Origin of the sequence: Colwellia sp. D2M02 (assembly GCF_018860755.1) — a bacterium.
Taxonomy (GTDB): Bacteria; Pseudomonadota; Gammaproteobacteria; order Enterobacterales; family Alteromonadaceae; genus Colwellia; species Colwellia asteriadis.
The window spans coordinates 1-13,246 of the sequence record NZ_JAHKPW010000078.1 but is presented as its reverse complement, the minus strand read 5'-3'; the positions used below and the strand labels follow the sequence as shown (position 1 = coordinate 13,246).

Annotated in this window: 10 protein-coding genes; 4 read left to right on the top strand and 6 right to left on the bottom strand. The window is 39.2% G+C overall.

What is annotated here, in order from left to right:
* Position 1: 1 nt before the first annotated feature.
* The 5 genes from spoT to KO495_RS15185 form a co-directional block, all read right to left on the bottom strand.
* The gene (gene spoT, locus KO495_RS15205) at positions 2 to 2,107 is read right to left on the bottom strand and encodes a bifunctional GTP diphosphokinase/guanosine-3',5'-bis pyrophosphate 3'-pyrophosphohydrolase (protein ID WP_215981264.1); all 2,106 of its coding nucleotides are present in this window, start codon (positions 2,105 to 2,107) and stop codon (positions 2 to 4) included.
* A gap of 165 nt (positions 2,108 to 2,272) precedes the next feature.
* On the bottom strand, positions 2,273 to 2,569 hold the full coding sequence (gene rpoZ, locus KO495_RS15200; RefSeq protein ID WP_215981263.1) for a DNA-directed RNA polymerase subunit omega: 297 nt from the start codon (positions 2,567 to 2,569) through the stop codon (positions 2,273 to 2,275).
* A 127-nt stretch (positions 2,570 to 2,696) separates the two neighbouring features.
* Positions 2,697 to 3,335: a guanylate kinase gene (gene gmk / locus KO495_RS15195; RefSeq protein ID WP_215981262.1), complete on the bottom strand. Its 639-nt coding sequence runs from the start codon at positions 3,333 to 3,335 to the stop codon at positions 2,697 to 2,699.
* Positions 3,336 to 3,450: 115 nt separating this feature from the next.
* Entirely contained in the window at positions 3,451 to 4,641 is a 1,191-nt protein-coding gene (locus tag KO495_RS15190; RefSeq protein WP_215981261.1) for an amino acid aminotransferase, read from the bottom strand.
* A gap of 201 nt (positions 4,642 to 4,842) precedes the next feature.
* Positions 4,843 to 5,553, bottom strand: coding sequence for a DUF445 domain-containing protein (locus KO495_RS15185; RefSeq protein ID WP_215981260.1), 711 nt, complete (start codon positions 5,551 to 5,553; stop codon positions 4,843 to 4,845).
* Between the two features lie 76 nt (positions 5,554 to 5,629).
* On the opposite strand from KO495_RS15185, the gene KO495_RS15180 reads away from it, so the two are divergent.
* On the top strand, positions 5,630 to 6,535 hold the full coding sequence (locus KO495_RS15180; protein ID WP_215981259.1) for a peptidylprolyl isomerase: 906 nt from the start codon (positions 5,630 to 5,632) through the stop codon (positions 6,533 to 6,535).
* Positions 6,536 to 6,770: 235 nt separating this feature from the next.
* A complete protein-coding gene (gene traF / locus KO495_RS15175; protein ID WP_252739003.1) occupies positions 6,771 to 8,255 on the top strand; it encodes a conjugal transfer protein TraF in 1,485 nt (494 codons plus the stop codon).
* 10 nt (positions 8,256 to 8,265) lie between these two features.
* Here the strand turns inward: traF and greB are convergent, their stop codons facing one another.
* Positions 8,266 to 8,742 carry a transcription elongation factor GreB gene (gene greB, locus KO495_RS15170; protein WP_215981258.1) on the bottom strand — a complete coding sequence of 159 codons (477 nt, stop codon included), beginning with the start codon at positions 8,740 to 8,742 and terminating at the stop codon, positions 8,266 to 8,268.
* A gap of 110 nt (positions 8,743 to 8,852) precedes the next feature.
* On the opposite strand from greB, the gene KO495_RS15165 reads away from it, so the two are divergent.
* Together KO495_RS15165 and KO495_RS15160 are read left to right on the top strand one after the other, a co-directional pair.
* Complete coding sequence (locus KO495_RS15165) at positions 8,853 to 10,130, top strand: diguanylate cyclase (RefSeq protein WP_215981257.1); 1,278 nt, start codon at positions 8,853 to 8,855, stop codon at positions 10,128 to 10,130.
* 216 nt (positions 10,131 to 10,346) lie between these two features.
* Positions 10,347 to 12,734 carry a Tex family protein gene (locus tag KO495_RS15160; RefSeq protein ID WP_215981256.1) on the top strand — a complete coding sequence of 796 codons (2,388 nt, stop codon included), beginning with the start codon at positions 10,347 to 10,349 and terminating at the stop codon, positions 12,732 to 12,734.
* Positions 12,735 to 13,246 lie beyond the last annotated feature (512 nt).

Below are 13,246 nucleotides of genomic sequence, written 5' to 3'. Positions count from 1 at the left end.
ATTATTTATTTCTGATGACGCGTTGTACGTCAACCATTACTTTAATTTTTCTAATAATATCAGCTAAGTGAATGCGATCGCGACAAGTTATTTCCATGTCTATTACATATAAACCGGCTTCTTTCTCGCCAGAATTTAAGCTGTGGACGTTAGAGCCACATTTAGCGACCACATTGGTTAGTAAGGCGAGTGCCCCTTGGTGATTAACAATTTCAACACGTAACTTAGCAATAAACTCTTTATTAATATCACTGTCCCATTTTACTGGGAATAAGCTCCCTTGTTCATGACCTTTGATATTACGACAGCCTTGTTGATGCACCATTAACCCTTTACCTGGGCTTAAGTAAGCTAAAATAGCGTCACCCGGAATAGGGCGACAACATTTGCCGTAACTAACGAGCATGCCTTCGGTACCTTTAATTGGCATTTTGGCGCGATTAGTGTCGGTATTGTCGTTATCTTCGGTAAATTCATCAGTTAAGCGGCGTGCAATACCAATGCTTAATGCGTTGCCTAAGCCGATATGGGTTAGCAGCTCATCAAAAGTGCTATAACCGCTTTGTTTTACAACTTCTGCAATTTTTTCTTGGCTAATATCTGCTAATTTAGACTTACCCAGCGCATGGCTCAATAAGCGTAAACCTAAAGTATGCGATTCATCTTTTTCACGGCTACGCAGGTAGGTTCGTATTTGTAAACGTGCCTTAGCGGTTACCACAAAGTTTAGCCACGTTGCATTAGGTCTAGCCGCTTTTGAGGTAACAATTTCAATAGTTTGCCCTGAATCTATTGGTTTACTCATAGGGAAAGGTTTGCGATCAACCTTAACGCCCACACAAGAGTTACCAACGTCAGTGTGCACTGCGTAAGCAAAATCAATCGCGGTAGCGCCCATTGGTAGTTCAATAATGCGACCATCTGGGGTAAATACATAAATTTCTTCGGGAAATAAATCAGACTTAACGTTTTCAATGAATTCAAATGAGCTACCAGCACTTTGCTGTAATTCAAGTAAACTTTGCATCCAGCGACGGGCTTTCATTTGTGCAGTGGTATCGCTATTGTCGCCATCTTGTTTGTAAAGCCAATGCGCAGCAACCCCTTTATCAGCCATTTGATCCATATCTTGGGTACGAATTTGAATCTCAACAGGAATACCGTGCGGACCAATTAAAGAAGTATGTAGCGATTGATAACCATTGGTTTTTGGAATAGCAATATAGTCTTTAAAACGAGTTTCAATCGGCTTAAATAAGTTGTGCATTGCCCCTAACGCGCGGTAACAGTTATCAATTTTTTCATGAACAATAACGCGAAAGGCGTATATATCCATTACTTCGTTGAACATTAGCTCTTTATTGAGCATTTTACGGTAAATAGAATACAAGTGTTTTTCACGGCCTTGTACTTGTGCTTCAATTCCACTTTCTTCTAAGCGTGATAAGATTTCTTTTTGAATATTATCAACAATGGCTTTGCGGTTACCGCGTGCGCTTTTTACTGCAGAGCCTAGTGCACGAGAGCGCATAGGGTAAAGTGCTTGAAAGCCTAATTGCTCTAATTCATTTTTTATATCGTGAATACCTAAGCGATTGGCAATGGGTGCATATATTTCTAAGGTTTCACGAGCTATACGGCGACGCTTGTCGGGTCTTAATGAACCCAAGGTGCGCATGTTGTGAGTACGGTCAGCGAGTTTAATTAAAATAACGCGAATGTCTTGCACCATGGCAAGTACCATTTTACGGAAGTTCTCCGCTTGCATTTCTTCTTTATTATCAAACTTAAGCTTGTCGAGTTTACTAACTCCTTCAACTAAGTCAGCAACGGTATCACCAAATAATGCCGCTAAATCTTCTTTAGTAACTTCAGTATCTTCAATAACATCATGAAGTAAAGCCGCCATTAAGGTTTCGTGATCAAGGTGCATTTTAGCTAAATTAATCGCGACGGCTACAGGGTGAGTAATATAAGGGTCACCACTTGAACGCATTTGGCCATCGTGGGCATCTCTAGCCACAATGTAGGCATGTTTAAGTAAATCAATTTGTACTTTTGATAGATAGGTTGAGCAGAGTTCTTTTAGGGGTTCAAATAAGTACATTGACTACTCCAAATAACTAAAAACGGGAGAATAAATACTAGAATACGCGGCATTTTTGTTAAATGCAAAGCAATAAAAAACGCGTAACCTTGCTTCTGATTGTAAGCAGAATAAGGTACGCGTTTTAATGGTTAAATAATAAACGGTTCAGTGAGAAGAGCGCGCTTAAATTTGACCTGATTCGTCTTGTTGTTGACCACCAACAATTGCTGCTACTGCGTCTAATTCAGCATTATCTTGCTGAATGCGCTCTTTACGGTCAGAAGTGTTCATTACATCAGTAGTGATTAAGCCAGCTTCTATTTCACGCAAAGCAATTACCGTTGGCTTGTCGTTTTCAACTTCAACTAATGGATCTTTTCCGCCCGTAGCAATTTGACGAGCACGACGTGATGCAACTAGCACCAAATCAAAACGATTACCGACTTTTTCTACGGCATCTTCAACAGTTACGCGAGCCATTTGGTCACTCCAACTAATAAAATAAAACAACTTACAAAATAGCCGCATAGTTTACTTAGCGCTTGCTAATTAAGCAAGAAAAATTAACGCTGCGGTTATGTCATTGCAAATACTACTTGCTAATAAACTACGCGTCGCTTAACAGCTCTGCAAATAGTTGTGCGTGAGTTTGTGCTTGCTGACGGCATTTTAAACGCTGATTTAATACAATTGCGTTTAATTCGCTGACGGCTTGCTCAAAATTGTCATTAACAATAATGTAATCAAATTCTTGATAGTGAGAACATTCAGCTTGCGCTTGTGCCATGCGGCTGGCAATTACTTCTTCACTGTCTTGACCGCGATTACGTAAACGCTTTTCAAGCTCTTGTTTTGAGGGGGGGCTAATAAAAATAGTAGTCACTGAGGGTTTTTTCATGCGAACTTGCTGGGCACCTTGCCAGTCAATGTCTAAAAAAACATCAATGCCTTGCGCAAGTTGTGCATCAATAGCGACTTCAGAAGTACCGTAGTAATTATCAAACACTTCAGCATATTCATAAAAGGCATTCTTGCTAATTTGTTTTTTGAACTCATTTACACTAACAAAATGATAATGTTCGCCATTATTTTCACCAGGACGAGGTGCGCGAGTAGTATGTGATACCGACACCTGCATTGGGCGTGTTGCAACCGAATTTTCTTGTGAAAGTAATGCCTTGATTAGGCTTGATTTACCAGCGCCGCTTGGTGCTGAAAGAATGAATAAGTTGCCTGGCACAGTCACAAGGTGCTCCTATAAGGTGTGTTGAATATTAAAAATAGCCAATAAAAAAGGCTGAACCTTATTTTACGCTATTCACGTAAAAAAAGCCCAGCCTGTTTTTATTGCAAAGTGTTAGTTATAAAACTTTTGCAATAGATTGCGCTAAGTAATCAACATTACTATTGGCAATACCAGCAATACTCATACGACTTGAACCGACCATGTATATGCTGTATTCGTCTTGTAGTTGTTGTACTTGCTCTGGGGTAATACCCAAGAAAGAGAACATACCGCTTTGACGAGCAATAAAGCTAAAGTCGCGCGTTACGCCATTTTCAATTAACTTATCAACTAATAGTTGGCGGTTACCGTTAATGCGGTCACGCATTTCTTTTAACTCGCTGTGCCATTCGTTACGTAACTCATCAGAGCTTAAAATGGTTTCTACAATAGCGGCACCGTGTGCTGGTGGCATAGAGTAAATAACACGAACGACAGAAAGTAATACTGAACTAGCAATATCTACGCTAAGGGCTGATTCGCCAATAATAGTACAAGCACCAATACGTTCACGATATAAACCAAAGTTTTTAGAACATGAGCTACATACAATCATTTCGTTAACAGTTTCAGCCATTAAACGTAAGCCGTAAGCGTCTTCATCTAAACCGGTACCAAAACCTTGGTAAGCCATGTCGATTAATGGTGTAAAACCAACGCTTTTTGCTACTTCAGCAACTTGTTGCCATTGCTCGTTGTTTAAGTCCATACCGCTTGGGTTATGACAACAAGCGTGTAGTAATACTACGTCGTCGCTAGACACTTCTTTCAGTGCTGCTAACATACCGTCGAAGTCTAAGCCTTTGTTTTCGTAATCGTAATAAGGGTAAGTTTTAACTTGTAAGCCAGCCGCTTCAAATAAACCCGTATGATTTGCCCATGTTGGGTTACTTACCCAAACAGTAGCGCCTGCTTTACATGATTTAATAAATTCAGCAGCAACACGTAATGCGCCTGTACCACCTGGAGCTGACACAGTACGTGCACGGTTTTCAGTTAATACTTTATGGTTTTGACCAAAAACTAAGTTAGCCATTTCAACATTAAATAGCTCAGAGCCTGTAGGGCCAATGTAAACTTTGGTGTCTTCGGTAGTTAGGCGGTGTTGCTCAGCTTTTTTTACACAATTAAGAATAGCAGTATGACCTGCTTCATTTTTGTATACGCCAACACCCAAATCGATTTTATTTGGGTTAGTGTCTTTTCTATATTTAGCCAATAATCCTAAAATTGGATCGGCAGGCAAAGCCTTTAAACTACCAAACATGACAGAAGTTTACCTTATGTTGTACGGGAAAAACTGAATAAAGCGTCATTGCTATTACTCGCAATACTTCCCAAATTTTAATCATTCAAGCATACCCTAAGCACAGGGCGAAATTAAAGCGATTTTTGTGGTATTTTCGCTAAATATTAAGACTAATTTTTACATTTTTTATTGATTGTTTTATAAGTCTTTGCCTAGTGACTAAAAGTTTTTAGTTAATGCAGCAATTAAACCGATAGCGCCACCAAACACACCACCCCAAACAACCAACCAACCTAAGTGCTTTTTTATCATCGCTTGAATGATTTCTTTTACTAACTGAGGAGTTAGTTCGTTTAGGCGCTTATCAATAATGTCGCTCACTTTGTCACGCATACTGGCAATCATGTTGGGCTGCTCTAACTCTTCACGTAGTAGTGTATTAAATTGCTCGCTTTGACTTATTTCTTGTATTGAGGCTTTCATTTTTTCAATAAAAGGCGCTTTCATCGGCTGGATTGCTTCACTGCCGCCAACCATGGCAAGCATTGGGCCAAATGACGATTGTTCAATAACTTCGACTAAGTTGTTAAATGCAGATGTTAAATCAACTTTCTCAATAACAGGAGTTAAGTTTAATGGACTGGCTTTACCTGAACTGTTGGACAAGAAGCGGTCGATATTATCTTCAGTAAAAAATTGCTCCATCATTAATTGTTTTATCGCCAGTTTGAACTCGTCAAAACGTGCTGGTATTACGCCAGAGCCATATAAAAAAGGCACTTTTTCAAAGAGCATGTGTATTGCTAACCAGTTAGTAATAGCGCCTGATAAGGCAAAAATACCCACGGTAAATATAATTGCTTGGTTGGTAAAGTACCCTAATAGCGTTACCGTTACGGCAATAATATTGGTAATAACACTTTTGTTCACGAATAAAACTCCAACTTAAATTTTTGAAACCGCTATGATAGCATTTAATTTTCTTGGCATATATTTGATGTTGATTATGAATAAACTGTTTTTATCTAAAGTTACTTTAGGGCTAGCTCTTACTGCAATAACATTTTTTGCGGCGATTAAGCCGGCTTATAGCACAGCAAGTAGTTTACCTAGTGAGCCCAATGAGAGTTTATGGCGGCAGTTAGACCCTAAAAAGACGGTGCTACTGACGTTGCCGCACGGTAAAGTAGTTATTGAACTAGCACCACAATTTTCACCAAATCATGTAAAGCAGTTTAGCCAATTAGTGCAGCAAGGCTTTTATGATGGTACGGCTTTTTATCGTGTTATTGATGGTTTTGTCGCACAAGCAGGACCTAAAGACGGCAGTGTAAAAGATAAAGCAGTGACCACGTTAGCGATTGAGGGCGAATGGAGCATCGATAAAAATTGGTCATTTACGCCAGTGCAACAATCCGATTTATTTGCAGAGCAAACAGGTTTTAAAGCCGGTTTCGCATTGGCCACTCATCAAAACGAGCAAGGTGGTCAGGCATGGCTAACGCATTGCCCCGGAACCTTGGCAATGGCGCGTAGTAATGATCCCGACAGTGCCTCAAGTCATTTTTACTTTGTAATAGGGCAAGCGCCGCGTTATTTAGATCGCATTATGACGATTTTTGGTCGTGTGGTTTATGGTATGCAGCATATTCAAGCAATACAGCGTACCAGTGTAATAGAAGGCGAAAAGCCAATTAGCGCAGCACAACATACGGTGATCACTCAAATGCAATTAATGGCTGATGTACCAGCACAAGAGCAGTTAATTATTGAAGTGGAAAATACCGATAATAAAGCTTTTGCTAAACGTATTGCTCAGCGACGTGCTCGTGACAATGCCTTTTTTTATAAAAAGCCACCTCCAGTACTTGATGTTTGTCAGACACCAGTACGCAGTAGGCTCATTAAATAGTAAAAGCATGTCGCTATTTTTTTAATCACTACTTTATTAGCCATTTTTGAGTTGTATGCTAATTTTAGTGGTGATTTTGATAAAAAATAGATTTATCCATGGTTGCTCGCTTTTTAATAGAATAACTATAATAAAAAACTCGGGCTGCAATTAAATCCGTTTTAAATTGAATAAATTTTACCTCTGAAAGTTCAACAGCTCTTAGGTAGTTTATTTTTTTAAGGTGATTACTATTTTGACATACTCTTTCTTGATGTCGCCATATACGATTAACAAACCACTTCAAAATGTTAATATCTTTTTTATTACCTCTTTATTACTTTTGTTAATACCAATAAAGGCGCTTGCTAATAGCCATCCAAGCGGAGGGTTAAACTACTCGCAGCGCGCGCTAACTAATGCGGGTAATCCAGCCGCTGCGGCGTTAGTGATTGAGCGAAACGATCCTTACGTGATGACCGGAGGTATTATTGAGTTTGGTGCGGGTTTGGAATATGGCGATTTAGATGAGTTATTTGCAAAAATAGATGATATATCGTCGCAATTTTCACCAAGCGAAGATGAGGGTACCCCAGGATCTCCACCTAGCCTAGAAAACCCTATTAGAGATTACACATGGGAGGACTTGTTTCAAGCGTATCCTGAATTAGAGGACCGAATCGACGTTTTAGAAGATAAAGTGCTAACCACGGCAGGAGTTTTAGCATTAATTACTACCGAAGGTTACGGTAAAGCTGAAGCTATCGCAAATGCCAGTTTTGTCTTGAGCGATGATTTTTACGGTGGCAGTTTGCTATTTAGCACTGATTTTAAGGGTAATGCTAAAGCTGTAGGCATTTTTGAAGATATTAACTTTGATAGTGAACAAGCGAGAACGCAATTAAAGACTATACCCGACTTCAATGAAAGCGATCCAGTTCAAGCGCTTGACTTATCAGGAGGTATTACCCTTTTTTATAATCCGGCTAATCAAAAGGTGAAATTAAGCATCGATAATGACAGTTTACTACTGGTAAAAGCCACGACGGTTTTTCGAGCTTCACTAGCATACAGTGCTAAAGCATTATCTTCGGGAGCTGGGAACTTATATTGGGGGGTAAAGCCTAACTTTTATCGTGTAGGTTTAACAAATGTGAGTACGCGATTAGGTGATGTTACTGATTCTGAAGCATTGTTTAATGACATTAAAGATGCCGACCTCATCTATGAAAACGGTTTTGATATTGACTTAGGGCTAGTGTGGGCGACAGATAATTACCAAGTCGGTGCATCTGTTACTAACCTCATTGAAAATACTTATGAATACCCTGAGCTGGAAGACGATTTCAACTCTTTACAAATTATACGTAAACTATCTAGCCACAAGTCTTTTACTATGCAGCGTCAAGTAAAGCTTGAAGCAGGTATTTATACTGATGACAGGCAGTGGAGCCTTAATGCTGAGCTTGATGCAAACCCTACTGTTGACCCGATGAAAGATAGATATCAATGGCTTACAATCACAGGCGGTTACGCAAATGATAGTTGGTGGTTACCTAGTGCGAGAATTGGTTTTAGCCGTAATTTAGCAGGGTCGCAGCTTTCTTACCTCAATGCGGGAATAACAGTAATGAAATTTATCAATATTGATGTGGCAAGTACGCTAGATACTGTTACCCTTGATGGCGAAAAATGGATGCGTGGCGCACATATTCAGATAGGGTTTCAATTTGATTATTGATAGTGACACACTATTTTTTATAAGCAATGGCAATAATATCAAATATTTTTTCACCTTCAGGAGTTTGTACCACTACTTCATCGTCAACCGCTTTACCTAGTAAGGCGCGTGCCATAGGTGAGTCGATACTAATCTCGCCACGTTTTACGTCCCACTCATCGGGTCCAACGATACGATAGACAAACTCTTTGTCGGCTTCATTAATTAAGGTAACCCAAGCACCAAAAAATGCACGGCCCTCTTGCTGTGGGTCAGGGTAAACTATGGTTAACTCTTCAGTACGCTTCATTAAAAATCGCACTCGGCGGTCAATTTCGCGTAGTCGTCTCTTACCATAAATGTATTCAGCATTCTCACTGCGATCGCCTTGGGCTGCCGCTTCACTTACCGAACGGGTTATTTTAGGACGTTCGTCTTTCCAGAGAAATTTTAACTCTTGATCGAGTCGATCCCAACCAGCGCGAGTAATGTAGTTTGATTTTTTCATGGGGTCATTATTAAGTTAGGTTAAGCAACGGGTCAAGTATAGGTGATTGGCATATATAAAAATACCTACCATAATTGAGTTAAGATTATTTACTCTGAGGCTGTGTATCAATGAAAGCGTTAATTGTTGATTCTTCTAAAACCTATCGAGCGCTATTAAAAGAGTTTTTGTACGGTTACTCAATTATACCCGAAGAAGTTACCTCAGGTGCAGAGGCGCTTAAGGCCTGTGAAAGTAATGACTTTGGCTTAGTTTGTGTTTCAATGCAACTATCTGACATGCTAGGCGTTGAACTCGCCCATCAGTTGAAATCACGGCAAAGTAATGCCTTTATCATTATATTATCGAGTGAAACTGAGCAGGGTAAATTAGACAAAATGCACACTGCTGATATTAATGCAGTATGTCAAAAAATGGATATTACCGAGTTGAAAAAAACACTCGCTCATATTAGTGAAGGTGAGTTGGTTGTTTGTGAAAGCTCAGGACATGTGTTGTATGTGGAAGATCACTTAACATTAGCAAACATGACTATGGAGATTCTTGCGCAAATGGGTCTGACCGTTGAGCACTTTACTTCGGCAGATGAAAGTATCGAAGCCTTTGCAAATAATCATTACGATTTAGTATTGCTAGATATTATTTTACCCGGTGATCGCGATGGTATTGATGTTATTCAAGCGATCAGAGCACGTAGTGATGAAAAGAAAAGTATTCCTATTCTGGCAATATCGTCAATTAGTAATTCATATGAAAGAATTCGCGCATTAAAAGTAGGAGCGAATGATTTTATTACTAAACCGGTTTTACAGGCCGAATTGGCGGTAAGAGTTAAAAATCTTATCGATACGCGCCACTTGTATCAACAAGTGATTTTACAAAAGAAAGAGCTTGAAAAAATTGCGATGACCGATCAGCTAACCGGTTTATTTAATCGTTATTATTTACATTTAGCGATACGTAAATCGTTAAGTCAAGTCAAACGTCATGCCCACCCACTAAGCTTAATCATGATTGATCTTGATAAGTTTAAATACATTAATGACAATTTTGGCCATGAACAGGGCGATGACGTTTTACTAAAAGTAGCTGGTGTTTTACAAAAAAATTGCCGATTAGAAGATACTGCCGTTCGCTTGGGAGGAGATGAATTTTTATTAGTACTACCTAATTGCTCAAAGCAAGAGGCTATTCAGAAAGCTGAAATGATTAGAGCGCTTATTAAGCAACTTAATGTTAATCATGATGAAGTTAATATTTCGGGTAGTTTCGGCGTTTCTTCTACTGAACAAGATGTATTTGATTATAAAGCACTGTTTAATTTAGCTGATAAAGCTGCATATCAAGCCAAATCCTCAGGAGGAAATGCGGTTAGACCCAAACCGTAATAACTTATCTGCCGAATAGTTAACATTATTTAACCTGATCTTGGTTTAATAAATGCTTCTCTGACTTCACTTACGCTATATGCACATTAATAGCCATTAATGATTACTTGTAAGCCACTATAAAATATCTACCACCCATAGCAGTTGCTGATTTTCGCTAAAGTTATTTTCTGTTATGATTTGCTTTTATTTTTTCTTAGTTGGAATTGCAATTTAATGTTAACTATTGCTGACACAATCGCTCAAGAACTTAAAGTTAGTACGTCACAAATTAATGCCGCTATTACCTTACTTGATGACGGCTCAACCGTGCCTTTTATCGCGCGTTATCGTAAAGAAGCGACTCAAGGGTTAGACGATAACCACTTACGCCACTTGGCAAAGCGCTTGAGCTATTTACGTGAGCTTAATGACAGACGTCAAATTATTCTAACCAATATTAAGCAACAAGGTAAGCTTACCCCTGCGCTGAATCAGTTAATTGATAATGCAGATAATAAAACTACCTTAGAAGATTTATATTTACCATATAAGCCTAAGCGTCGCACTAAAGGAAAAATCGCGTGTGAGGCGGGTATTGAGCCGCTGGCAAATCAGCTATTCAATAATTGGCAGCTTAACCCAGAAGTTGAAGCTAAAAATTATATTAATGTTGAGGCGGGTTTTGCTGATGAAGCCGCAGTACTTGAAGGGGCAAGTTATATTCTTGCTGAGCGCTTTAGTGAAGATGCCGCGTTATTACAAAAGTTACGTCGACATATTCTTAAACAAGCACACTTAACAAGTAGTGTTGTTAAAGCTAAAACACAAGAAGCGGCCAAGTATCGTGATTACTTTGATCATAACGAATTACTCCGCAATGTCCCGTCGCACCGTATGTTAGCGATGTTACGTGGACGAAATGAAGGATTTATTCAACTGTCGATAGATGTTGACCCAGGGCAGGAAAGCCAGCGTGTTTCAAGTGCTGAACAGGTTATTAGTGAACACCTAACGTTACGCCTAACGCAACAAGCCGGAGCAAAATTTTTAACCAAAGTAGTGCAGCTCACCTGGAAAGAGAAATTGAGCAAAAGCTTAACCACTGAACTGTTAACGCAATTAAGAGAACAAGCAGAAGAACAAGCGATTAAAGTATTTGCTAATAACTTACATGATTTATTAATGGCTCCACCTGCTGGCGCTAAAGTAACTTTAGGGTTAGATCCTGGTTTACGAACAGGTTGTAAAATTGCCATTGTTGATAGCACCGCAAAGCTATTACATACCACCACTATTTTTCCTCATGCTCCACAAAACCATTGGGATAAATCGATACGCACTTTAGTGAATTTATGTCGTCAGTATAAAATTGAATTAATAGCGATTGGTAATGGCACAGGTTCACGTGAAAGTGACAAGCTCATTGATGAGCTAATTAAAGCGCTAAATAACGATGAAGCTAAAACTAACCTTGTTATACCGACTAAAGTAGTGGTTAGCGAAGCTGGCGCTTCTGTTTATTCAGCCTCTGAATTTGCGGCTAAAGAATTTCCTGATTTAGATGTGTCGTTACGTGGTGCGGTATCAATTGCTCGTCGTTTACAAGACCCGTTAGCTGAGCTAGTAAAAATAGACCCAAAAGCAATAGGTGTCGGCTTATATCAACACGACGTAAGTCAAAGTAAACTAAGTAACACCCTTGATGATGTAGTAGAAGACTGTGTAAACGCCATTGGCGTTGATTTAAATAGCGCTTCCGCGGCACTATTAACACGCATTTCAGGGTTAACCAAAACCATGGCGAATAACATTGTTGCGTATCGTGATAGCGAAGGGCGCTTTACTAATAGAAGCCAGTTACAAAAAGTTGCTCGTCTTGGTCCGAAAGCTTTCGAGCAAGCGGCTGGATTTTTACGAATTGTTGATGGCGATAACCCATTAGATCAATCTGCGGTGCACCCTGAAACATACCCCGTTGTTGAGCGTATTGTTAAGCAATTAAACCTTGATGCCTTACAGTTACTTAATAATGAAACTGCACTGAGCAAGGTTGATGCAGCAACAGTGGCTGATGAGCACTTTGGTGAAGTGACCGTGAAAGAAATTATTAATGAACTTATTAAACCTAATCGCGATCCGCGCCCTGAATTTAAAACGGCTACTTTTGCTGAAGGCGTTAATACTATGGCGGATTTAACGCTTGGTATGGTGTTAGAAGGGGTTGTTTCTAATGTGGCTAACTTTGGTGCCTTTGTTGATATTGGTGTTCATCAAGACGGTTTAGTACATATTTCGTCTATTACCGACAAGTTTGTGAGTGATCCGAGTGAATTACTTAAAGCGGGCGATATTGTTAAAGTGAAAGTACTCGAAGTTGATATTGCCAGAAAGCGTATTAGCTTAACCATGCGTTTAGATGAAAAAGCGAGTTCAGCTAATCAAACTAAAAATAATGCGCAAGGTAAGAACAATAAAGCGCAATCAGCAGAGAGCCAACCTAAAAAACCTCACCAGAATAGTAATCACAAAAATAGAAATGCGGGTTCGACAAAACCGAAAAAAATTGACAATGCCGCTATGGGCAACGCTTTTGCTGATGCCTTTGCGAAACTAAAAAAATAAATTACCTAGCAGTAGTTTTATTTTTAAACAATTTCAAAATATTGTTGACATTGAAAATGAGAATGATTACTATTTAATTGTTGCTTAGGTAAGTGAATGCTCTCTCAGTTAACTAAGCAGCGGCAAAGCACGGAACTTAGTGGTTATGCTCCAGGACACATAACCACTAAGTACCCACTTTGGATTCTTATTGAGTCAATCGATTTAAAATTTTTGATGGTTTGCCAGCTGCGTTTTCGCCGCTGGCTTTTTCTTTTTAAATTCTTGAAAATCTTTAAGGTAAGTTATCATTAAGGACTACTGCTAATAGTTGTCGTTATAGTAACAAGCACTCTTCGAATTATTCTCTTCTCTTTTATTTTTATACCACTCAATGCAATGCCTATGTGTTCTCATACATTGTTTAGCAGGTCTCTAATATTTGTGATGTCATATTGGGATGAAACCGTTGCATTAGGAGCAGGGCGTGTTTTAACTCACTAGTTAACCTGAGCTCGGCTTAAAAAATGTTT

Bases quoted from the DNA above. Each gene is read 5' to 3' on its own strand.
- spoT (WP_215981264.1), bottom strand. From the start codon at position 2,107: ATGTACTTATTTGAACCCCTAAAAGAACTCTGCTCAACCTATCTATCA.
- rpoZ (WP_215981263.1), bottom strand. From the start codon at position 2,569: ATGGCTCGCGTAACTGTTGAAGATGCCGTAGAAAAAGTCGGTAATCGT.
- KO495_RS15190 (WP_215981261.1), bottom strand. From the start codon at position 4,641: ATGTTTGGTAGTTTAAAGGCTTTGCCTGCCGATCCAATTTTAGGATTA.
- KO495_RS15180 (WP_215981259.1), top strand. From the start codon at position 5,630: ATGAATAAACTGTTTTTATCTAAAGTTACTTTAGGGCTAGCTCTTACT.
- greB (WP_215981258.1), bottom strand. From the start codon at position 8,742: ATGAAAAAATCAAACTACATTACTCGCGCTGGTTGGGATCGACTCGAT.
- KO495_RS15165 (WP_215981257.1), top strand. From the start codon at position 8,853: ATGAAAGCGTTAATTGTTGATTCTTCTAAAACCTATCGAGCGCTATTA.
- KO495_RS15160 (WP_215981256.1), top strand. From the start codon at position 10,347: ATGTTAACTATTGCTGACACAATCGCTCAAGAACTTAAAGTTAGTACG.